This is a genomic window from Bacillus paralicheniformis, from assembly GCF_002993925.1.
Lineage (GTDB): Bacteria > Bacillota > Bacilli > Bacillales > Bacillaceae > Bacillus > Bacillus paralicheniformis.
In genome coordinates this window covers 3,019,976-3,043,611 of sequence record NZ_CP023665.1, presented here as the reverse complement: position 1 = coordinate 3,043,611, position 23,636 = coordinate 3,019,976, and the positions used below count along the sequence as shown (strand labels likewise).

Below are 23,636 nucleotides of genomic sequence, written 5' to 3'. Positions count from 1 at the left end.
ATTTGGATTAACAGCAGTTTATGTAAAAAATCGTAAAATGGAGTCTGTACACAAATGTGGTAAAAAATCTAACCTTCCGGGATGAAATTTTAAAAAGTTGTCAGTCATAAAATCTAACAAAACTGTATAAAACACCAGTTTTTTTATGTAATCTTTATAGATTGCATAAAAAATTTCAAATTGTTTTTCAATTTTGCATTTCCTTTTATATCAATCATGTAAGCGTATACAAGTAGATTGATTAATCGAAATTGTCTAATAATTTTAAAAAATACGGTTGACACTGCATGTAAAGGGGCGTAATATGAGTTCAAACAAAAGAACAAATCACTTGAAAACTTTTCATCTTTCCCGGGAATGACAGCGGGAAAACGGGTTCCCGCATCATCGATTTTTAACCGTTTAAAGCGTTCATTTACAACAGAAAGGTGTGCTAGAGGGATGGGGGACCAGAAAGACCAGTGGATCTTCCTAAACGACAAACTCGTTAAAAAAGAAGACGCTAAAATATCAGTCTATGATCACGGATTTTTATACGGGGACGGCGTGTTTGAAGGGATCAGGGTATACGACGGCAACATCTTCAGAATGAAAGAGCACATGGACCGCCTCTACGATTCTGCGAGATCGATCATGCTGGAGATTCCATATCAGCAGGAAGAACTGACACAGCACGTTCTCAAAACAGTCGAAAAAAACGGGCTTAAAGACGCTTACATCCGCTTGGTCGTTTCAAGAGGAGCAGGTGACCTCGGACTCGATCCAAACAATTGTTCACACCCGAGTGTCATTATAATTGTCGAACCATTGGCAATATTCCCGAAACACTTATATGAAACGGGAATTGACATCGTTACGGTTCCAACAAGAAGAAACAGACCTGATGTGCTGAGCCCTAAAGTGAAATCGCTGAACTATTTAAACAATATTCTTGTCCGGATCGAGGCGCACATGGCGGGCGTGACAGAAGCGCTCATGCTCAATGATCAAGGCTATGTCGCCGAAGGTTCTGCGGATAACGTATTTATTTATAAAAGCGGAAAGCTTTTGACGCCTCCGGGCTATATCGGAGCGCTTGAAGGAATCACCCGGAATGCCATCATCGAAATAGCGCAGGAGCTCGGCTATGAAGTGAAGGAAGAGCCGTTTACCCGCCATGACGTATACACAGCCGACGAAGTGTTTTTAACCGGAACGGCTGCAGAAGTCATCGCGGTCGTTAAAGTTGACGGCCGCAAGATCGGGGACGGCAAACCGGGAGTCCACACAAACCGGATGCTTGAAAAGTTCCGCGAGCGCGTCGTCCGTGAAGGGATAAAAGTCAGCCTCGAAGATCAAAGCTTAAGTGTCAGTTGAATAAAGACAAACGTTGAAGAGGATAAGTAACAGCGGAAACGCCGCCTGCAGAGAGCCGGGATTGCTGGAAACCGGTGACGGCCTCCGCTTGTGAACTCCCCTCTGAGTGTCAGCCTGAACGACTTCCAAGTTTAGTAAGGCTGGCCGGGTGAACGTCACGAAGGTTCACTCGTTATTAAACCGGATAAGCGATTATCCATAAGGCGGCTTTCGAAAGCCGCGAACAAGGGTGGTACCGCGGAAAGAAAAGCCTTTTCGCCCCTTTGGCCTGCAAGGTGTGCAGCGTCAACAGTGGGCGGGAAGGCTTTTTTTAGCTGCAAAAGCAGATTGGAAACATGCTTTGCGGCATATATACATGAATTATTTTTAAAAAAACCACGTGAATGAACAGTGATGATGATCACTTGATAAGGAGGAAGAAAAATGGGGACGAATGTACAGTTGGATGCTGAAAATGCCCAATGTACACAAACAATGGCAGGGGCGTCAATGCTGATTGAGGCTTTAAAAAAGGAAAATGTCGAAGTGATCTACGGGTATCCCGGCGGTGCGGTCCTGTCGATTTATGACAAACTCTACGGATCGGGGATGTTTCATGTACTGACGCGCCATGAACAAGGCGCTATCCACGCAGCCGAAGGATATGCGAGGATTTCGGGGAAACCGGGTGTCGTCATCGCCACATCCGGTCCGGGAGCGACCAACCTTGTAACGGGTCTGGCCGACGCGATGATCGATTCATTGCCTCTCGTCGTATTCACCGGTCAGGTTGCGACCTCGGTTATCGGATCTGACGCATTTCAAGAAGCTGATGTCATCGGAATTACGATGCCGATTACAAAGCACAGCTACCAGGTTCGCCATGCAGAAGATCTGCCGAGAATTATTAAAGAAGCATTTCATATCGCAACAACAGGAAGACCGGGCCCCGTTTTAATCGATATTCCTAAAGACATCGCCGTTGTAGAAGGAGAATTCCGCTACGACCATGAGATTCACCTTCCTGGCTATCAGCCGACGAAGGAACCGAATTATCTGCAGATCAGAAAGCTTGTGGAAGCGGTCAGTGCAGCGAAAAAGCCGGTAATTTTAGCGGGCGCGGGCGTCTTGCACGGGAAAGCGTCAGAAGAATTAAAAAATTATGTCGAACAGCAGCAAATTCCGGTGGCGCATACGCTGTTAGGCTTGGGAGGATTTCCAGCCGACCATCCGCTTTTCCTCGGGATGGCCGGAATGCACGGAACGTATGCGGCCAACATGGCTCTGTATGAAAGCGATCTGTTAATCAGCATCGGTGCGAGATTCGATGATCGGGTCACAGGGAACTTGAAGCATTTTGCAAAATATGCGAAAGTCGCTCACATTGACATCGATCCGGCTGAAATCGGCAAAATCGTTCATACGCACATTCCGGTTGTCGGCGACAGCAAGCTTGTACTGACAGAGCTGATCAAGCAAAACGGCAAACCGAGCGCTTCCGATGAGTGGAAAAAGCAGCTTGCGGACTGGAAAAACGAATATCCGCTCTGGTATGAAGAGAATGAAGCAGAGGGATTCAAACCGCAGAAGCTGATCGAATATATCCACCGCTATACAAAAGGCGAAGCTATTTTAACGACGGACGTCGGACAGCATCAAATGTGGGCCGCGCAATTTTATCAGTTCCAAAAAGCCGACAGGTGGGTCACTTCCGGCGGGCTCGGCACGATGGGCTTCGGACTTCCGGCGGCAATCGGGGCACAGCTTGCGGATAAGGATGCGACAGTTGTATCGATACTCGGTGACGGAGGATTCCAGATGACACTGCAGGAGCTGTCCGTCATTCGCGATCTGAACCTTCCGATCAAAGTCGTGGTCTTAAACAACCGCTGCCTCGGAATGGTCCGGCAATGGCAGGAGATCTTTTACGATGAGCGCTATTCACACTCCAAGTTCGCATCACAGCCTGATTTTATCAAGCTGTCTGAAGCATACGGCATCAAAGGTGTCCGAATCACATCTGAAAAAGAAGCGGAAGAAAAGCTGGAAGCGGCGCTAACGTCGAATGAACCGGTGGTCATCGATGTTCAGGTTGCACAAGCTGAAAAAGTATTTCCAATGGTTGCGCCTGGAAAAGGGCTGCACGAAATGGTGGGGGTGAAACCTTGAAAAGAATCATCACGCTGACGGTTTTGAATCAAAGCGGCGTCTTAAACAGAATTACAGGGTTGTTTACAAAACGGCATTACAACATTGAAAGCATTACCGTCGGCCACACCGAAACAGCGGGGATTTCCAGGATCACGTTTGTCGTGCATGTGGCAGATGAAAAAGAAACGGAACAGCTGACAAAACAATTAAACAAACAGATTGATGTACTGAAAGTCACGGATATTACAAATCAATCGATCGTCCAAAGAGAGCTGGCATTAATCAGGGTGGTTTCCCCTCCGTCGAGCAGGGCGGAAATAAACGGCGTCATTGAACCGTTTCGGGCGACTGTCGTCGATGTCGCAAAAGACAGCGTCGTGATTCAAGTGACGGGGGAATCAAGCAAGATCGAAGCCCTGATCGAACTGTTGAAACCATACGGGATTAAAGAGGTTGCCAGAACAGGCACCACGGCCTTTGCGAGGGGAACCCAGCAAAAGCCGTCCTCTATTAAAACAATATCTATTGTATAAAACATAAAAAGGGAGAGATTGAAATGGTAAAAGTATATTATAACGGTGATATCAAAGAAAACGTATTGGCAGGCAAAAAAGTAGCGGTAATCGGATACGGCTCTCAAGGCCATGCGCACGCACTGAACCTGAAAGAAAGCGGAGTGGACGTCATTGTCGGCGTCAGAAAAGGGAAATCCTTTGCTAAAGCAGAGGAAGACGGCCATCAAGTTTTCACGGTAAGAGAAGCGGCAGAACAGGCCGACATCGTTATGGTGCTTCTTCCGGATGAACAGCAGCAAAAAGTGTATGAAGCGGAAATTAAAGACGGACTTCAAGCGGGCAATTCACTCGTATTCGCCCACGGATTCAACGTTCATTTCCATCAGATCGTGCCTCCGGCAGATGTTGACGTATTCCTTGTCGCTCCTAAAGGACCGGGACATCTAGTCAGAAGAACGTTTGAACAAGGTGCAGGGGTTCCGGCGCTGTTTGCGATCTATCAGGATGTCACAGGGGAAGCGAAAGACAAAGCCCTTGCTTATGCTAAAGCGATCGGCGGAGCAAGAGCCGGTGTTCTTGAAACAACATTTAAAGAAGAAACTGAAACCGATCTTTTCGGTGAACAGGCGGTGCTGTGCGGAGGATTGACTTCCCTTGTCAAAGCAGGATTCGAAACGCTGACAGAAGCGGGCTATCAGCCTGAACTCGCATACTTCGAGTGTCTGCACGAGCTGAAGCTCATCGTCGACTTGATGTATGAAGAAGGTTTAGCAGGCATGAGATATTCGATTTCAGACACAGCGCAGTGGGGAGATTTCGTATCAGGCCCGCGCGTCGTCGATGAGAAGGTAAAAGCATCAATGAAAGAAGTATTGAAAGACATCCAAAACGGTACATTCGCGAAAGAATGGATCGTCGAAAACCAAGTCAACCGTCCGCGTTTCAACGCCATCAATACAAGCGAAAACGAACACGAAATCGAAGTGGTCGGAAGAAAGCTTCGCGAAATGATGCCGTTTGTCAAGCAGGGCAAGAAGAAGGAAGCGGTGGTAGCCGGTGCGAAAAATTAACTTTTTTGATACGACACTCCGTGACGGTGAGCAGTCGCCGGGCGTTAATTTAAACACGCAGGAGAAGCTGGCGATCGCCCAGCAGCTTGAAAAACTCGGGGTCAACATTATGGAAGCGGGTTTCCCCGCTTCATCCCCCGGGGATTTCAACGCAGTAAAAGAAATCGCAAGGACGATTAAAAACTGTTCGGTAACGGGGCTTGCCCGCTCTGTCAAAGGAGATATCGATTCGGCGTGGGAAGCGCTCAAAGACGGGGCTGAACCAAGGCTTCACATTTTTATCGCCACTTCTGACATCCATTTAAAATATAAGCTGAAAAAAACGCGCGAACAGGTTCTGGAACAGGCGGTCGCAATGGTGAAATACGCCAAAGAACGCTTCCCGATCGTCCAGTGGTCTGCCGAAGATGCGTGCCGGACCGACCTTCCGTTTTTAGCCGAGATCGTCAGCGAAGTGATCGCCGCGGGAGCGGACGTCGTCAATCTTCCGGATACGGTCGGTTATTTAGCGCCCGCCGAATACGGAAATATCTTCCGCTATATTAAAGAAAATGCCCGCAATGCTGACAAAGTCACGCTTTCAGCCCATTGCCACGATGATTTAGGCATGGCTGTCGCCAACTCTTTGGCTGCGATTGAAAACGGAGCGGATCAAGTCGAATCGGTCATCAACGGCATAGGCGAAAGAGCGGGGAACGCCTCTCTTGAAGAAATCGCCGTCGCCCTCTATCTCCGAAAAGATTTCTACCAGGCGGAATCAACGATTCAGCTGAATGAGATTAAGCGGACAAGTGATTTAGTGAGCAAACTGACCGGCATGGCCGTGCCGCGGAACAAAGCGGTCGTCGGCGATAATGCCTTTGCCCACGAATCAGGCATTCACCAGGACGGCTTCTTAAAAGAAAAAACAACATATGAAATTATTTCTCCGGAGCTTGTCGGCGTAAAAACGGATGCGCTTGTCCTCGGAAAGCATTCAGGGCGCCACGCATTTAAAGATAAGCTGCAAAACCTCGGATTCCAGTTTGGAGAAGAAGAAATCAATAAATTTTTTAACATCTTTAAAGAACTTACCGGCAAGAAAAAGGAATTTACGGATGAAGATCTCATCTCGCTGATTCTCGAGGAGAAAACGGCAGACCGCAAAATCGGCTATGAATTTATTTCGCTGCAGGTTCATTACGGCACCTCGCAGGTTCCGACAGCAACGGTTTCCCTTAAAGATCAGGAAACGGATCAGATCATCCAGGAAGCGGCGACCGGAGCGGGAAGTGTTGAAGCGGTGTACAACACGCTGAAGCGCTGTATGGATAAAGAAGTCCAGCTCCTTGATTACCGGATTCAATCCAATCGCAAGGGACAGGATGCATTTGCGCAAGTATACGTCAGGGTGATGATCGACGGAAAAGAATCCGGAGGACGCGGAGTCGCCCAGGATGTTCTCGAAGCATCTGCCAAAGCTTACTTGAACGCAGTGAACCGCTATCTCGTATTGAAGACGAATACGGAAGGATTGTCAAAACAGGCGGCTGTAGGATCATAACAGTAATAAGGAAGGAGTTTGTTGAATTTGAAAAAACGAATCGCACTTTTGCCCGGTGACGGAATTGGTCCCGAAGTATTGGACGCGGCTGTTGATGTGCTGAAAAGCGTTGCTGAACATTATCAGCATGAATTCGAATTTGAATACGGCCTGATCGGCGGAGCGGCAATTGATGAGGCGGGAGCGCCGCTTCCCGAGGAAACTGTCGCCGCTTGCAAAGCTGCGGACGCCATTTTGCTCGGAGCAGTAGGCGGGCCGAAATGGGATCAAAATCCTTCTGAGCTGAGGCCTGAAAAAGGGCTGCTCGCCATCCGCAAGCAGCTCGATCTTTTTGCCAATCTGCGGCCTGTTAAAGTATTTGAAAGCCTTGCGGGAGCTTCTCCGTTAAAAGCTGAATATATCGAAGGTGTTGACTTTGTCATCGTTCGCGAGCTGACGGGCGGCCTGTATTTCGGAAAGCCTAGCGAGCAGTACGTCAATCAGAACGGCGAGGAAGAAGCCGTTGACACGCTGTTTTATAAAAAGTCGGAAATGGAAAGGGTCATCAGGGAGGCCTTCCAAATGGCGCAGAGACGAAAAGGCAAAGTGACCTCAGTTGATAAAGCGAACGTCCTTGAGTCAAGCAAACTATGGCGCAAGACGGCGGAAGAAGTAGCGAAAGAGTTTCCTGACGTCAAGCTTGAGCACATGCTCGTCGACAATGCAGCGATGCAGCTCATTTATGCGCCTGGACAGTTTGACATTATCGTGACTGAAAACATGTTCGGCGATATTTTAAGCGATGAAGCATCGATGCTGACCGGGTCGCTCGGCATGCTGCCGTCGGCAAGCTTATCAAGCTCCGGACTTCATCTATATGAACCTGTCCACGGATCGGCCCCTGATATCGCGGGACAGAACATTGCCAATCCGCTTGCGGCGATCTTGTCCGCGGCTATGATGCTCAGGACGTCATTCGGTCTTGAAGCTGAAGCGAAAGCTGTTGAACACGCAGTTGATCAAGTTCTCCGGGCAGGTAAGCGGACGAAGGACCTGGCAAAAGGATCGGAACATTCCACGACTCAATCGATTACAGGGGAAGTAAAAGCTGCGCTGGCAGACGACAATGCCATTTCAAACATCATGACCGCTTACGTTTAAGGAAAATGGATATTGGTAGAGGGAGGAAGAAAGATGATGCCTCGAACGATCATCGAAAAAATTTGGGATCAACACGTGATTAAAAAAGGTGAAGGGAAGCCTGACCTTCTCTATATCGATCTGCATCTGATACACGAGGTAACGTCACCCCAGGCCTTTGAAGGCCTAAGGCAAAAGAATAGAAAAGTCAGACGGCCTCAAAATACGTTTGCCACAATGGACCACAACATTCCGACTGTCAATCGGTTTGAGATTAAAGATGATGTCGCCAAACGGCAGGTCAGTGCGCTCGAACGGAATTGCGAAGAATTCGGCATCCGCCTCGCAGACTTGTCAAGCGTCGACCAGGGGATCGTCCATGTCATCGGGCCTGAACTGGGGCTGACGCTGCCGGGCAAAACGATCGTTTGCGGAGACAGTCATACATCTACACACGGAGCGTTTGGTGCGCTCGCTTTCGGAATCGGAACGAGCGAGGTGGAGCACGTCTTGTCGACGCAGACGCTTTGGCAGCAAAAACCGAAGACGCTGGAAATCCGCGTTGACGGCAAACTGCAAAAAGGAGTGACGGCTAAAGACGTCATTCTGGCGGTCATCGGAAAATACGGGGTTAAATTCGGTGCGGGTTATGTCATTGAATATACCGGCGAAGTATTCCGAAACATGTCGATGGACGAACGGATGACGGTGTGCAACATGTCAATCGAAGCTGGGGCAAGAGCAGGATTGATTGCACCGGATGAAACAACATTTGAATATGTCAAAACGAAAAAATATGCGCCAAAAGGCGAAGAGTTTGAGAAAGCTGTAGAAGAGTGGAAGAATCTGAGAACCGATCCGGGGGCGGTCTACGACCGGACGATCTTGATGGACGGAAGCGCGATTTCACCGATGGTGACGTGGGGCATCAACCCTGGCATGGTGCTGCCGGTTGATGAAGCGATTCCGGGCCCTGAGGCCTTCTCTCAGGAAGACGATAAAAAAGAAGCGCAGCGCGCATATGAATATATGGGTCTTGAACCATATAAAAAAATCGAGGACATTACAATCGAGCACGTCTTTATCGGTTCATGCACCAACTCGCGCATGACAGATCTTCGCCAGGCTGCTGAAATGATAAAAGGCCAAAAAGTCGCCGACGGCGTCAGAGCGATCGTCGTTCCCGGCTCGCAAAGCGTCAAAATTCAAGCTGAAAATGAAGGGCTTCACCAGATTTTCATCGAAGCGGGTTTTGAATGGAGAGAATCGGGATGCAGCATGTGTTTGAGCATGAACAACGATGTTGTCCCTGAAGGAGAGCGCTGTGCTTCCACTTCCAACCGCAATTTTGAAGGCAGACAGGGCAAAGGGGCCAGGACGCATCTCGTCAGCCCGGCGATGGCCGCGATGGCCGCGATTCACGGACGCTTTGTCGATGTCAGAAAATATTACCAAGAGACAACAGCTGTATAGAGGAGTGACAAGATGGAGCCATTAAAGACCCATACCGGAATAGCGGCGGTGCTAAACAGAATCAACGTAGACACGGACCAGATCATTCCGAAGCAATTTTTAAAGAGGATCGAAAGAACGGGATACGGCCGCTTTGCTTTCTTTGACTGGAGGTATTTGGATAACGGCGATCCAAACCCTGATTTTGAGCTGAACCGGCCGGAATACAAAGGCGCTTCGATTTTAATCGCCGGCGAAAATTTCGGCTGCGGCTCTTCAAGGGAACACGCCCCATGGGCGCTAGACGACTACGGATTTAAAATCATTATCGCGCCGTCTTTTGCCGATATCTTTCACCAGAACTGTTTCAAAAACGGCATGCTGCCGATCCGCCTTCCTTACGAGACGTGGAAAGTGCTTGCTGAACAGTATGAACATCAGTCTTTGCCGATGACTGTCGATCTTGAAAAACAGACGATAACAGACCACGCCGGGCAGCAGATTGCATTTGAGGTCGATCCGCATTGGAAAGAGATGCTGCTGAACGGTTACGATGAAATTTCTTTAACATTGCTCCTTGAAGAAGAAATCGAACAATTTGAGAAACAGAGAAGTTCTTGGTTGCAAGCATAAAAAAGCTGTCCGATGTAGATCGGAGGCTTTTTTTGCTGAAGGCAGCATACTGCCGCCGGTTCTTTCTTGTGTTTAGCGGGCCGGGTTGATACACTTGTTAAAAAATAAGTGCCTGAAAGGAACTTAGAAATGAAGCATGACAAGAAAAACTCGAAGATCATCCCGTTCCCGAACGTTAAGGAGCGTTTAGTGCACAAAGGGATGGCCGCGCTTAAAGAAAAGAATTACCATGAAGCGCTCAGGCTGTTTTCTGAAGCGAAGCGCTATGATGACGAGGAATCGGATATTTATCTGGGAATGGCCATCTGCCTGCTGGAAATCGGCGAGCTTGAAGAAGCGAAAGGCATCTGTGAAAAAATGCTGAAAGAAGGCCACGGCCATTATTTTACCGTTTTACAAGTCTATATGACGATTTTAATCCAGCTCAGACAATACGAAAAAGTAAAAGAAACGATTGAAGCTGTACTCGAAGAAAATAAGCTGCCTCCTGAAAGCGCGGAACAGTTTTATAAACTGCTTGATTTCAGCCGCAAGATGACGGAAGACCCCGGACCTGAGGATATCACCGAAGACCTTCCCGAGACGGAGGAGGTTGATCAGGAAAGGCTTTTGAATGACACGGAAGAGCAGGTTAAGCTTCTTCACGGACTGAAGGACCGCAATCTGACAAGCTATATCGGCTTGTTGAAAACAATTTTGCAAAATCCGAGCGCGCATCCTGTCGTAAAAACGATGATTCTCCAGCTTTTGGCCGAGTCAGACCATGAAAAGCCGACACTTGTCGCAAAATTTGGCGATTCGATGACAATTAATCCGACAGAGACAGTCAAGCCGGATGATATGCCGATATTAAAGCATGTTCTGAGCGTGCTGGATGACACGCTGGGGAATGAAAATCCCACGCTGTACCAAGCGGTCGAAGAGCTGTGGAGAAGGCATATTTACGTCCTCTATCCGTTTCAGCCGAAATACTCAAACCGCGAGCTCTGGGCTGCTGCGCTGCATAAAGTCGGATACGAAATGCACGGGATCGACATCGATAAAGAGGAGCTTCATATTCTCTATGAATTCAATGACAGACAGCTTGACGAGGCCTGCGCGCTCATCAAAGACATAGAAGAAATTTCTTATTTGTAAATGTTGAAAGCAGCGGGCATTGTGTTATAATATAGTGGTTGCATTTGTGAAAAACGGAAGTTGATCCGTTTGCCGCTTAAAGTTCATTATTTATCTTTGTATACATAATGATGGCTGTCAGAAACACATGAGCTGCACACAGTCGGCAGCTTGCGATGGACGTAGCCGTTTGTTTGTTTTAAAATGGAAAACCGACACAACCTGAATAGATTTTGGAGGGAAACACATGTCAGTAAAATGGGAAAAGCAAGAAGGAAACGAAGGCGTTTTAACGGTTGAGGTAGATGCCGATACCTTTAATAAAGCCCTTGATGATGCATTTAAAAAAGTCGTAAAGCAAGTATCCATTCCTGGATTCCGCAAAGGGAAAGTACCGCGCGGTTTGTTTGAACAGCGTTTTGGTGTTGAGGCGCTTTATCAGGATGCGCTGGACATCCTGCTTCCTGTCGAGTATCCGAAAGCGGTAGAGGAAGCGGGCATTGAGCCTGTTGATCGCCCGGAAATCGATGTGGAAAAAATCGAAAAAGGCGAAAACCTGATCTTCACTGCGAAGGTAACGGTTAAGCCTGAAGTGAAACTTGGCGAATACAAAGGCCTTGGCATTGAAAAAGACGATACTGCCGTAACGGATGAAGACGTTCAAAATGAACTGAAGTCTCTTCAAGAGCGCCAGGCTGAACTCGTTGTAAAAGAAGACGGCAAAGTGGAAGAAGGGGACACTGTTGTTCTTGACTTCGAAGGATTCGTAGACGGCGAAGCGTTCGAAGGCGGAAAAGCGGAAAACTATTCCCTTGAAGTCGGTTCAGGCTCTTTCATTCCAGGTTTTGAAGATCAGCTTGTCGGACTTGAAGCCGGTGCTGAAAAAGACGTAGAAGTAACATTCCCTGAGGAATACCATGCGGAAGAGCTTGCGGGCAAACCTGCCGTATTCAAAGTGAAAATCCACGAAATCAAAGCGAAGGAGCTTCCTGAGCTTAATGACGAGTTTGCGAAAGATGTCGATGAGGAAGTTGAAACGCTTGCCGAGCTGACTGAAAAAACGAAAAAACGTCTCGAGGAAGCAAAAGAAAACGAAGCGGACGCTAAACTTCGCGAAGAGCTTGTCGTAAAAGCAGCTGAAAACGCTGAAGCTGACATTCCTCAAGCGATGATCGACACAGAGCTTGACCGCATGATGAAAGAATTCGAACAGCGTCTGCAAATGCAAGGCATGAACCTTGAGCTTTACTTCCAATTCTCAGGACAGGATGAAAACGCGCTGAAAGAGCAAATGAAAGAGGATGCTGAAAAACGCGTGAAATCCAACCTGACACTGGAAGCGATCGCCAAAGCTGAAAACCTTCAAGTCACTGACGAAGAAGTCGAAGAAGAGCTTTCTAAAATGGCTGAAGCGTACAACATGCCTGTTGAAAACATCAAACAAGCAATCGGTTCTACAGAAGGAATGAAAGAGGACTTAAAAGTTCGCAAAGCAATTGATTTTCTTGTAGAAAACCGTTAATATGTTTCATAATCATACTTTATATAAAACAGGGCGCGAATGTTTCGTGCCTTGTTTTATACAATTTTGACTTATCATCTTTTCTTTGGGAAAGGATAGATAATGTCGTTTTGATCAACATACATATTGAATATGCCGAACGGCAAACACAACGTTATCGCCTTTTTGGAAAGTGTGGTAAAATGCAATACATAATGGAACGAATGTTTTCAAGCGATGTTTCTTTTAACGAAGAAACAGGAATGACAAGGATATAAGGGGTGAAAGAATGTTTAAATTCAACGAGGAAAAAGGACAATTAAAATGCTCGTTTTGCGGAAAAACACAAGATCAGGTACGCAAGCTTGTCGCCGGACCAGGCGTATATATATGTGACGAGTGCATCGAACTTTGCACTGAAATTGTAGAAGAGGAACTCGGCTCTGAAGAAGAAGTGGAGTTCAAAGATGTCCCAAAACCAAAGGAAATCCGCGAGATTCTTGATGAATACGTCATCGGCCAGGACCAGGCAAAAAAATCCCTTGCCGTGGCCGTCTACAATCATTACAAGCGGATCAATTCGAACAGCAAAGTCGATGATGTCGAGCTGTCAAAAAGTAATATTTCCATGATCGGACCGACTGGAAGCGGAAAAACGCTTCTTGCTCAAACACTAGCCCGCATCCTGAATGTGCCGTTTGCCATTGCAGATGCCACTTCGCTTACTGAAGCAGGCTATGTCGGTGAAGATGTGGAGAACATTTTGCTTAAGCTGATTCAGGCTGCTGACTACGATGTTGAAAAAGCGGAAAAAGGCATTATCTACATCGATGAAATCGATAAAGTGGCCAGAAAGTCCGAGAACCCTTCAATTACACGCGATGTATCAGGTGAAGGCGTTCAGCAGGCTCTGCTTAAAATTCTTGAAGGTACGGTTGCAAGCGTTCCTCCACAAGGCGGAAGAAAGCATCCTCATCAAGAGTTCATCCAGATTGACACAACGAACATCCTGTTCATTTGCGGCGGAGCTTTTGACGGAATCGAGCAAATCATCAAGCGCCGTCTCGGTCAAAAGGTCATCGGCTTCGGCTCTGACAACAAGCATGAAGATCTTGAAAAAGAAGCGCTTCTTTCCAAAGTTCTTCCGGAAGACTTGCTTCGCTTCGGTCTGATCCCTGAATTCATCGGCCGTCTCCCGATCATCGCAAGCCTTGAACCACTCGATGAAAAAGCGCTGGTTGAAATTTTAACAAAACCGAAAAACGCACTTGTTAAACAATATAGAAAAATGCTTGAGCTGGATGATGTGGAGCTTGTATTTGAAGACGAAGCGCTCACAGAAATCGCTAAAAAAGCAATTGAACGTAAAACAGGAGCACGCGGACTTCGTTCCATTATCGAAGGAATCATGCTCGACGTGATGTTCGATCTGCCGTCACGCGAGGATATTGAAAAATGCGTGATTACAGGCAAAACCGTCACTGACGGCGAACCGCCGCGTCTCATTATGAAAGACGGCACGGTCGTCAATAAAGACAAAAAAACTTCAGCATAATGCAGAGAACCTCCTAGCCAAAGGAGGTTCTTTTTTTGCATTTGGAAACCGTCGCCATACAGAAAAAAGTGACGGTTTCCAAAAGCAAAATTATCCCTTTCTGTACGTTTATTCCCTCCCTGATCAGGAAATACTATCTGACATACTTAAAGATACGAAACCATTTCAGGAGGGACCATCAGTTGAGCTGGACGAGCATTGCACTTTTTGTACAACTATTTTTCGGGATCATCATCGGATTATATTTTTGGAATCTGCTCAAGAATCAAAGAACCCAAAAGGTTACGATAGACAGAGAGTCCAAAAAAGAGATGGAACAGCTCCGGAAAATGAGATCAATCCATTTATCAGAACCGTTATCAGAAAAGGTGAGGCCGACATCTTTTAAAGACATCGTCGGCCAAGAGGACGGCATTAAAGCGCTGAAAGCCGCCCTTTGCGGACCAAATCCGCAGCATGTCATTATTTACGGCCCTCCAGGTGTAGGGAAAACCGCAGCTGCAAGGCTTGTCCTCGAAGAAGCGAAAAAGAACAAGCGCTCACCGTTCCAGGAACATTCCGTCTTTGTCGAGCTTGACGCGACAACGGCCCGCTTCGACGAGCGGGGAATCGCCGACCCGTTGATCGGATCGGTCCACGATCCGATTTATCAGGGTGCCGGAGCGATGGGGCAGGCCGGAATTCCTCAGCCAAAGCAGGGAGCCGTTACGCATGCGCACGGCGGGGTATTATTCATCGACGAAATCGGAGAGCTTCATCCGATTCAAATGAATAAAATGCTGAAGGTGCTTGAAGATCGGAAAGTGTTTTTGGAAAGCGCCTATTACAGTGAAGAAAACACGCAAATCCCCAAACACATCCACGACATTTTTCAAAACGGGCTGCCGGCGGATTTCAGACTGATCGGCGCGACGACGAGGATGCCTGACGAAATCCCGCCAGCGATTCGGTCGAGATGTCTGGAAGTGTTCTTCCGCGACCTTGAAAAGCAAGAATTAAAAACGGTCGCCAAAAAAGCGGCTGATAAGATTCAGAAGAAAGTCGCAGAGGAAGGACTTGACCTGTTGACGCGGTATGCGAGAAATGGCCGCGAAGTCGTCAATATGATGCAAATCGCCGCCGGAATGGCTTTGACTGAAGAGCGCGACGAGGTGACGGTTGAAGATATCGAATGGGTGATCCATTCGAGCCAGCTGACACCGAAATACGAACAAAAAATCGCCTCCAAACCGCAGGTCGGCATCGTCAACGGACTTGCCGTCCACGGCCCTAACAGCGGTTCGCTGCTCGAAATTGAAGTCACAGTCAACAAGGCTGCTGATAAGGGATCGATTAATATCACAGGCATCGCAGAAGAAGAGAATATCGGCAACCAGTCAAAATCGATCCGACGGAAAAGCATGGCGAAAGGGTCGGTCGAAAATGTCATGACTGTATTGCGGACAATGGGAGTAAAAGCTTCGGATTATGATATTCACGTGAATTTCCCCGGCGGTATCCCGGTTGACGGACCATCTGCAGGAATTGCCATGGCGGCGGGCATTTTCTCCGCCATTCATAAGGTTCCGATAGACCATACTGTCGCCATGACGGGGGAAATCAGCCTGAACGGCCGGGTAAAGCCGATCGGCGGCGTGATTCCGAAAATCAAAGCGGCCAAGCATGCGGGGGCAAAAACTGTTATTATTCCGCACGAAAATGTCCAGTCGATTTTAAAGCGGATAGAAGGCGTACATATCATTCCCGTCAAAACCTTGCAGGAAGTGCTGGACCTTGCATTGGTCAACCCTCCTTCAGAAATGCCTGACGGCGCTCAGATGAAAAGAGAATCCGTATAAATCCCCATCATTTCAGATGGGGATTTTTTTCGGGCCGGTTTTCTCCGACAGGCGCCGGCATGTTTTCTTAGCGGAGGACATCTTTTCCTTTTTCAGAACTGAAAGAAAGGGTATACTACAGGAGACCCTTTTTATTTCGCCGGGCTTACAATTGTACAGGGATAAAAAAAGTATATTATAATGGTTCATACTAAAGTTACGGAGGTGTCAGTCAAAATGGCAGATGAAACGAAACGAAACATCCCGCTCCTCCCTTTAAGAGGTTTACTCGTCTATCCGACGATGGTTTTGCACCTTGACGTCGGGCGTGAAAAGTCGGTTCAGGCGCTTGAACAGGCGATGATGAATGACCATATGATCTTTTTGGCAACACAAAAGGACATATCCATAGACGAACCGGATGAAGACGAGATTTTTACATTCGGAACCTATACAAAAATCAAGCAGATGCTCAAGCTGCCGAACGGAACGATCCGCGTTTTGGTGGAGGGGCTGCAGCGCGCCCGCATTCTTGAGTACCATGATTTAGATGAATATACGTCTGTAAAAATCGAACGAATCGATGAAGAGACTGAAAAAGATGTTGAAGATGAAGCACTCATGCGCACATTGCTTGACCACTTCGATCAATACATAAAGATTTCGAAAAAAATATCGGCTGAAACATTTGCCGCTGTGACAGATATTGAAGAGCCGGGAAGAATGGCCGATATCGTCGCCTCCCACCTGCCGCTTAAGTTGAAAGACAAGCAGGAAGTGCTGGAAACGATCGATGTCAAAGCCAGATTAAACAAAGTGATCGACCTGATTCACAACGAAAAAGAAGTCCTTGAGATTGAAAAGAAGATCGGGCAGCGCGTCAAGCGTTCAATGGAAAGAACGCAAAAGGAGTATTACCTGCGCGAGCAGATGAAAGCCATCCAAAAAGAGCTTGGCGATAAAGAAGGAAAAACGGGCGAGGTCCAAAAGCTGACTGAGAAAATCGAACAGGCCGGCATGCCTGACAATGTGAAAGAAACCGCGTTTAAAGAGCTAAACCGGTACGAAAAAATTCCGTCAAGCTCAGCTGAAAGTTCTGTCATCCGCAATTATATTGAATGGCTTATTTCCCTCCCATGGAATGATGCAACAGAAGACAGGCTTGATTTAAATCTCGCCAGTCAAATTCTTGATGAAGAACATCACGGACTTGAAAAAGTGAAAGAACGGGTTCTCGAATATTTGGCAGTCCAAAAGCTGACCCGCTCGTTAAAAGGACCGATCTTATGCTTGGCCGGACCTCCGGGTGTCGGAAAAACCTCGCTGGCCAAATCGATCGCCAAATCGCTCGGACGCAAATTTGTCCGCATTTCCCTTGGCGGCGTGAGGGATGAATCCGAAATCCGTGGCCACCGCCGCACATATGTAGGCGCCATGCCGGGCCGCATTATTCAGGGGATGAAAAAAGCAGGCAAGAACAATCCCGTGTTCCTTTTGGACGAGATTGATAAAATGGCTTCGGATTTCAGGGGAGATCCTGCTTCAGCGATGCTGGAAGTGCTCGATCCTGAACAAAACCATACGTTCAGCGACCATTATATTGAAGAGACGTTTGATTTATCAAAGGTTTTGTTTATTGCGACCGCGAACAACCTGGCCACAATCCCGGGTCCGCTCAGAGACCGTATGGAGATCATCACGATCGCGGGCTATACGGAAGTGGAAAAGGTCGAAATCGTCAAAGACCATCTGCTTCCAAAACAGCTGAAAGAACACGGTCTGAAAAAATCCAATCTGCAAATACGGGAGCAGGCTGTCCTTGATGTTATTCGCTATTATACGAGGGAAGCCGGCGTCAGAAGTCTTGAACGCCAAATCGCAGCGATATGCAGAAAAGCGGCGAAGCTGATCGTATCAGGGGAAAGAAAAAGAATTACGGTCACGGACAAAAACCTTGAAGACTATTTAGGAAAAAGAATGTTCAGGTACGGACAGGCTGAGCTCGACGATCAGATCGGCGTTGTCACAGGTCTTGCCTACACGACGGTCGGCGGAGATACGCTGTCCATCGAAGTGTCTCTTTCCCCCGGGAAAGGCAAGCTCATTTTAACCGGAAAGCTCGGCGATGTCATGAGAGAGTCGGCACAAGCCGCATTCAGCTATGTCCGTTCAAAAGCGGAAGAGTTAAACATCAACCCTGATTTTCATGAAAAACACGATATTCACATTCACGTGCCGGAAGGGGCCGTTCCGAAGGACGGGCCATCCGCGGGGATCACAATGGCGACAGCTCTTGTTTCGGCGCTGACGGGCCGACCTGTTTCACGAAATGTCGGCATGACCGGCGAAATCACGTTAAGAGGCCGCGTCCTTCCGATCGGCGGCTTGAAGGAAAAGGCGCTCGGCGCACACCGTGCCGGCTTAAAGACTGTCATTATGCCGAAAGATAATGAAAAAGACATTGAGGACATTCCAAACAGCGTGCGGGAAGGCTTAACCTTCATTCCTGTCGCTCACCTGGACGAAGTTCTAAAGCATGCGCTAGTAGGAGAAGAGAAATGAAAGTAACGAAATCAGAGATTGTCATCAGTGCGGTGAAACCCGAGCAGTACCCTGAAGGGGGGCTGCCGGAAATCGCCCTTGCCGGGAGATCTAATGTCGGAAAATCGTCATTTATCAATACAATGATCAACCGTAAAAACTTAGCGAGGACATCATCAAAGCCGGGCAAAACACAGACATTAAACTTTTATATCATTAACGATGTTCTTCACTTTGTCGATGTGCCCGGTTACGGATTTGCGAAAGTCTCCAAAACGGAGCGCGAGGCTTGGGGCCGTATGATAGAGACGTATTTGACATCCCGCGAAGAACTGAAAGCGGTCGTCCAAATCGTCGACCTCAGGCATGCTCCTTCACAGGATGATGTCATCATGTACGACTTTTTAAAGCATTATGAAATTCCTGTGATCGTGATTGCGACAAAAGCGGATAAAATCCCTAAAGGTAAATGGGAAAAGCATGCCAAAGTCGTCAAAGAGACGCTCAATATAGAAAAAGAAGACCAGCTCATCTTGTTTTCCTCCGAGACGAAAAAGGGTAAACAAGAAGCGTGGTCGGCGATCGAGCAAATGATCGCGAGATAAAAGAAAAAGCACTTGCGGGATTGATGCAAGTGCTTTTTCTTGAATAAACTATTTTCTTTTTAAGAATAATAAAAGCAGACTAACCGCGATAAAAGCGGCCGGCCAATAAGCTTCTACATATGCCGTCTCGATATTCGCCGTCTTCAGCCAGGCGGCAATCTGCCGGAAAAAATAAAGATAGAGGGCGACTGCGATCATCAGCAGACTCTCATATTGATATTCTTTCGTCTTAAACGATTTGACAAGAAGCGCCGCACCGAGGATCAGCACGATGACCGCAAAATCATCCGCGCGGCTGAAATAGTCCTCTTTAAATGTGAAATAAACACCGATCGCTGTCATGAAGAGCCCTGCAAAGGAATGGGCGGAATCGGCTTCCTTCTGTCCCTGATAAAAAAGAGCCAGCCCGATGAGCCCCGCAAGTACAGACCATTCTTCCTGTCCGTCAAACAGGTTGATCCGGCCCGACCGCAGAAAGGCGTAGACAGCCACGGCTATCAACAGCAATGGAAGCAAAACAGATTTCTTTTTCAAAGTATCACCTTCTTGATGTAGTGAAAGAAATAGAAACACATTTTCTACTATATCACATCAATTTTTTAAAATCTGTTCACATTTTGGGAAGAGAAAATAGTGAATATATGTTATAATCGTTTTGAATAATAAATTCTATATTATAATCATTCTAATTTAGATAGATGTTGGGGGTGCAAGCAAGAGTTATGCATATACTTGTCGTGGGATTGGATTACAAATCAGCCCCTGTTGATATACGTGAAAAGTTAACCTTTCAGCCGGATGAGCTGGGGCAGGCGATGTCGCAATTGAAAGAAGAAAAAAGCATACTTGAGAATATCATCGTGTCGACATGCAACCGGACAGAGCTGTATGCAGTCGTTGATCAGCTGCACACCGGACGTTATTATATGAAAATGTTTTTGGCGAACTGGTTCGGACTAAGCAAAGAGGACATTTCGCCTTACTTGAAGTTTTATGAAAACGACGGAGCCGTTGAACATTTGTTCCGCGTATCGTGCGGATTGGATTCGATGGTTATTGGAGAAACGCAGATTTTAGGCCAAGTGCGTACAAGTTTTAAGCTGGCTCAGGAAGAGAAGACAATTGGTACCGTTTTCAACTATTTGTTTAAGCAGGCTGTCACCGTTGCCAAGCGCTGCCATGCCGAAACGGACATTGCTTCAAATGCTGTATCCGTAAGCTATGCAGCCGTCGAGCTTGCCAGGAAAATCTTCGGCGACCTTTCCGATAAACACGTGCTGATTCTCGGCGCGGGCAAAATGGGAGAGCTTGCGGTTCAAAACCTGCACGGCCACGGAATCGGACAGGTTACCGTGATCAACAGAACATTTTCAAAAGCGAAGGAGCTTGCCGGCCGTTTTTCAGGCGCGGCGAAAAGCTTAAATGAGCTGCAATGCGCTTTAATGGAAGCCGACATTCTCATCAGTTCAACGGGCGCAAGCGGCTATGTCGTCACAAAAGAGATGATCGAACATGTCAATAAGCTTCGCAAAGGATGTCCGCTTTTTATGGTGGATATTGCCGTGCCGCGGGATCTTGACCCGGCTCTCAGCGATGTGGAAGGCGTCTTTCTGTACGATATTGACGATCTTGAAGGGATCGTGGAAGAAAATCTGAAGGAGCGTCAGGCCGTTGCTGAAGAAGTGGAGCTGATTATTGAAGCTGAGATCGTCGCTTTTAAACAATGGCTGAATACGCTCGGCGTCGTGCCGGTCATCTCTGCTCTCAGGGAAAAAGCTTTGACAATCCAGGCGGAAACGATGCAGAGCATCGAACGGAAGCTCCCTCACTTGAGCACAAGAGAGAAAAAACTTTTAAACAAGCATACGAAAAGCATTATCAACCAGCTCTTGCGCGACCCGATTTTAAAAGTGAAGGAGTTTGCGTCAGAAGCTGATGCCGAAGAAAAGCTTGCACTGTTTACGCAGATTTTTGATATTGAAGAAGCGGCTTTTCCTGACGGAGAGAATCAAGACGAACGCCAGCCGGTTCATGCGTTTAAGCGGCAAAACCAGCAGGGTTTGACTTCTATCGCGAGCGAGTGACAGACATGACAGACACATTGTTAGCAAGGCTTAACGAAGTTACAATCGTGTTGTACGCGCTCACCGTCCTCTTTTATTTTATAGACTTTTTACAGCACAACCGGAAGGCGGGAAAAGCGGCCTTCTGGTTGCTTTCTATTGTCTGGATTCTGCAGACGGTATACCTTTTTTATTTCATGCAGTACACAGATCAGTTTCCTGTTTTGAATAATGCACAGGGGCTTTATTTTTACGCGTGGGTGCTTGTCACGCTGTCTCTCGTTTTGACGAAGCTTTTGAAAGTGGAATTTCTCGTTTTTTTCACCAATCTCATCGGCTTTTCAATGGCGGCGATCCACACGTTTACACCGACGGCCCAGCAGTCGGCGGAGCTTTCGGGAAGGCTCGTGTCCGAGCTCTTGATCATCCACATTACAATGGCGATTCTTTCGTATGGAGCGTTTTCATTGTCGTTTGTCTTTTCCGTGCTGTATCTTTTTCAGTACCGTTTATTGAAAAAGAAAAAGTGGGGGAAATGGCTCTTACGAATCGAAGATTTGCCAAAACTTGATCATATGGCTTATGTCCTTAATCTCATCGGCGTTCCCATGCTTTTGCTGAGTCTGATTCTGGGGATTATCTGGTCGTATGTATCGCTTGAAACCCTGTACTGGGCGGATCCGAAAGTGCTCGGATCGATCGTGCTGCTTTTTTTATACGGATACTATTTATTTATCAGGATTGTCAAAGAGCTGCAGGGAAGGATCGCGGCCATGTGGAATACCGCGTCTTTTCTTGTTCTTTTAATCAATTTCTTTTTGCTCGGCAGCTTTTCGCAATTTCATTGGTTTAGTTAGTTAAAACGGTTGCCCGTGACGGATTGGGAGGAAGAAAACATGAGAAACATCATTGTAGGCTCAAGAAGAAGCAAATTGGCGATGACCCAGACAAAATGGGTGATCAAAAAGCTGGAGGAATTAAATCCGGATTTCACGTTTGAAATAAAGGAAATCGTTACAAAAGGCGACCGGATCTTGGATGTTACCCTGTCAAAGGTCGGCGGGAAAGGCCTGTTCGTCAAAGAAATCGAACAGGCGATGCTTTCCGGGGAAATTGATATGGCCGTTCACAGCATGAAGGACATGCCGTCGGCGCTTCCCGAAGGGCTGGTGGTCGGCTGCATTCCAAAACGGGAAGATGCCAGGGACGTTCTCATTTCAAAAAGCCGTCAAAAGCTGGCCGACCTGAAACAAGGTGCGGTTATCGGCACGAGCAGCCTCAGAAGAAGCGCGCAGCTTTTGCAAATGCGCCCCGACCTTGAGATCAAGTGGATCAGGGGAAATATCGATACAAGGCTGAAAAAACTTGAAACTGAAGATTACGACGCGATTATTTTAGCAGCGGCAGGCCTGTCAAGAATGGGCTGGAAGGACGATGTCGTCACCGAATTTCTTGATCCAGAGAGCTGCCTTCCCGCCGTTGGGCAAGGCGCGTTGGCGATCGAGTGCAGAGGCTCGGATGAGGAGCTGCTGTCCCTCTTTTCGCGCCTGAACGACCGCTACACACAGCTGACCGTCACGGCCGAGCGCGCTTTTCTTCATGCGATGGAAGGCGGCTGCCAAGTGCCAATCGCCGGATTTGCGACGATGGACGAAGACGGCGTCATCGAACTGACCGGTCTTGTGGCATCGCCTGACGGAAAAACCGCATACAGAGAAACAGTAAAAGGAAAAGATCCGGAGGCTGTCGGCAGAGAATGCGCGGCGGTCATGTCGGAAAAAGGAGCAAAGGCACTGATTGACCGTGTGAAACAGGAGCTGGAAGACAATGAAGCATGATCTTCCTTTACAGGGAAAGAAAGTGCTCGTCACCCGCAATAAAGCCCAAGCCCAATCCTTCAGGGAAAAGGTGGAGGCTTTGGGCGGAGAAGCTGTTTTAACGTCATTGATTTCGTTTCGGCCCGCCCTCCCGCGAGAACAGGCCCAGCGCTTTCGAGCAGATCTTGAAAGCGCGGACTGGCTTGTTTTTACAAGCGTGAACGGGGCAAAATTCTTTTTTTCTTATTTGAAGAACGCCGGGTTCAGCGTTCCTTTCGCATCAAAGGCCAAGGTTGCCGCTGTCGGTGAAAAAACGGCCAGGTATTTGCGCGACAGGGGTCTTTCTGTCGATCTGATGCCTGAGTTATACGTGGCTGAACATTTGGCGGAGGCACTGAAGCGAAATGTCGGCCGTCATGATAAAGTGGCCGTTTTAAAAGGGAATTTATCCCGGGACGTCATCAAGAAAACCCTCACTCCGCTCGGAATTCAAGTTTCGGAATGGATTTTGTATGAAACCGTTCGTGATGAAAAGGGAATTCTGGAGCTTAAGGAAGCAGCAAAACACGCGTCTTTTGATTTTGTGACATTTACCAGCTCCTCGACGGTACATACATTCATGTCCATTTTGAAAGAGGAGAGCAGAACGTGGGCCGAAAAGAACGGTACGGCTTTTATTACGATCGGGCCTATGACAAAGAAGGCGCTGTCGGACTACGGAATTCCTTCATATATGCCGGACGTCTATACAATCGACGGAATGCTGCGTGAAATATGCCGCATTTCAAGAAAGGGAGAATGAC

The 23,636-nt window shown here is 47.5% G+C and carries 19 protein-coding genes and 1 other annotated feature; of the genes, 18 read left to right on the top strand and 1 reads right to left on the bottom strand.

From position 1 onward, the window contains the following. Positions 1–441 precede the first annotated feature (441 nt). The 14 genes from ilvE to yihA all read left to right on the top strand — a co-directional run bounded on the left by ilvE (position 442) and on the right by yihA (position 18,953). Positions 442–1,356, top strand: a complete 915-nt coding sequence (ilvE, locus tag CP943_RS15495; protein WP_023855438.1) for a branched-chain-amino-acid transaminase — start codon at positions 442–444, stop codon at positions 1,354–1,356. A gap of 4 nt (positions 1,357–1,360) precedes the next feature. Next, positions 1,361–1,622: a binding site (T-box leader), on the top strand. Between the two features lie 157 nt (positions 1,623–1,779). Then, positions 1,780–3,504, top strand: coding sequence for an acetolactate synthase large subunit (gene ilvB / locus CP943_RS15490; protein WP_079289276.1), 1,725 nt, complete (start codon positions 1,780–1,782; stop codon positions 3,502–3,504). Further along, complete coding sequence (gene ilvN, locus CP943_RS15485; protein ID WP_020452477.1) at positions 3,501–4,019, top strand: acetolactate synthase small subunit; 519 nt, start codon at positions 3,501–3,503, stop codon at positions 4,017–4,019. Before ilvB ends, ilvN begins: the two co-directional genes overlap by 4 nt. 23 nt (positions 4,020–4,042) lie before the next feature. After that, positions 4,043–5,071: a ketol-acid reductoisomerase gene (gene ilvC, locus CP943_RS15480; protein ID WP_020452476.1), complete on the top strand. Its 1,029-nt coding sequence runs from the start codon at positions 4,043–4,045 to the stop codon at positions 5,069–5,071. After that, a complete protein-coding gene (locus CP943_RS15475) occupies positions 5,058–6,614 on the top strand; it encodes a 2-isopropylmalate synthase (protein ID WP_026579125.1) in 1,557 nt (518 codons plus the stop codon). The genes ilvC and CP943_RS15475 overlap by 14 nt, the downstream gene beginning before the upstream one ends. Before the next feature lie 27 nt (positions 6,615–6,641). Further along, complete coding sequence (gene leuB, locus CP943_RS15470; RefSeq protein ID WP_023855435.1) at positions 6,642–7,754, top strand: 3-isopropylmalate dehydrogenase; 1,113 nt, start codon at positions 6,642–6,644, stop codon at positions 7,752–7,754. Positions 7,755–7,787: 33 nt separating this feature from the next. Then, a complete protein-coding gene (gene leuC, locus CP943_RS15465; protein ID WP_026579126.1) occupies positions 7,788–9,206 on the top strand; it encodes a 3-isopropylmalate dehydratase large subunit in 1,419 nt (472 codons plus the stop codon). Positions 9,207–9,218: 12 nt separating this feature from the next. Then, on the top strand, positions 9,219–9,818 hold the full coding sequence (gene leuD, locus CP943_RS15460; protein ID WP_026579127.1) for a 3-isopropylmalate dehydratase small subunit: 600 nt from the start codon (positions 9,219–9,221) through the stop codon (positions 9,816–9,818). Positions 9,819–9,947: 129 nt separating this feature from the next. Beyond that, complete coding sequence (gene ddcA / locus CP943_RS15455) at positions 9,948–10,955, top strand: DNA damage checkpoint antagonist DdcA (protein WP_023855434.1); 1,008 nt, start codon at positions 9,948–9,950, stop codon at positions 10,953–10,955. 226 nt (positions 10,956–11,181) lie between these two features. Then, on the top strand, positions 11,182–12,456 hold the full coding sequence (gene tig / locus CP943_RS15450) for a trigger factor (protein ID WP_020452470.1): 1,275 nt from the start codon (positions 11,182–11,184) through the stop codon (positions 12,454–12,456). 268 nt (positions 12,457–12,724) lie between these two features. Continuing rightward, the gene (gene clpX / locus CP943_RS15445) at positions 12,725–13,990 is read left to right on the top strand and encodes an ATP-dependent protease ATP-binding subunit ClpX (RefSeq protein WP_003184083.1); all 1,266 of its coding nucleotides are present in this window, start codon (positions 12,725–12,727) and stop codon (positions 13,988–13,990) included. A 182-nt stretch (positions 13,991–14,172) separates the two neighbouring features. Further along, positions 14,173–15,828 carry an ATP-dependent protease LonB gene (gene lonB, locus CP943_RS15440; RefSeq protein ID WP_026579128.1) on the top strand — a complete coding sequence of 552 codons (1,656 nt, stop codon included), beginning with the start codon at positions 14,173–14,175 and terminating at the stop codon, positions 15,826–15,828. A gap of 216 nt (positions 15,829–16,044) precedes the next feature. Continuing rightward, the gene (gene lon / locus CP943_RS15435) at positions 16,045–18,369 is read left to right on the top strand and encodes an endopeptidase La (protein ID WP_020452468.1); all 2,325 of its coding nucleotides are present in this window, start codon (positions 16,045–16,047) and stop codon (positions 18,367–18,369) included. Continuing rightward, entirely contained in the window at positions 18,366–18,953 is a 588-nt protein-coding gene (yihA, locus tag CP943_RS15430) for a ribosome biogenesis GTP-binding protein YihA/YsxC (protein ID WP_025811037.1), read from the top strand. Before lon ends, yihA begins: the two co-directional genes overlap by 4 nt. 48 nt (positions 18,954–19,001) lie before the next feature. On the opposite strand, the gene CP943_RS15425 is transcribed toward yihA, so the two are convergent. Beyond that, positions 19,002–19,487, bottom strand: a complete 486-nt coding sequence (locus CP943_RS15425) for a hypothetical protein (RefSeq protein ID WP_035338224.1) — start codon at positions 19,485–19,487, stop codon at positions 19,002–19,004. A 188-nt stretch (positions 19,488–19,675) separates the two neighbouring features. On the opposite strand from CP943_RS15425, the gene hemA reads away from it, so the two are divergent. The 4 genes from hemA to CP943_RS15405 are packed head-to-tail and all read left to right on the top strand — an operon-like array spanning position 19,676 to position 23,635. Then, on the top strand, positions 19,676–21,037 hold the full coding sequence (gene hemA, locus CP943_RS15420) for a glutamyl-tRNA reductase (RefSeq protein WP_020452465.1): 1,362 nt from the start codon (positions 19,676–19,678) through the stop codon (positions 21,035–21,037). Between the two features lie 5 nt (positions 21,038–21,042). Next, a complete protein-coding gene (locus CP943_RS15415; RefSeq protein WP_020452464.1) occupies positions 21,043–21,873 on the top strand; it encodes a cytochrome c biogenesis protein in 831 nt (276 codons plus the stop codon). Positions 21,874–21,912: 39 nt separating this feature from the next. Continuing rightward, positions 21,913–22,854 carry a hydroxymethylbilane synthase gene (gene hemC / locus CP943_RS15410; protein ID WP_020452463.1) on the top strand — a complete coding sequence of 314 codons (942 nt, stop codon included), beginning with the start codon at positions 21,913–21,915 and terminating at the stop codon, positions 22,852–22,854. Beyond that, complete coding sequence (locus CP943_RS15405; protein ID WP_035338226.1) at positions 22,844–23,635, top strand: uroporphyrinogen-III synthase; 792 nt, start codon at positions 22,844–22,846, stop codon at positions 23,633–23,635. Before hemC ends, CP943_RS15405 begins: the two co-directional genes overlap by 11 nt. Position 23,636: the final 1 nt, after the last annotated feature.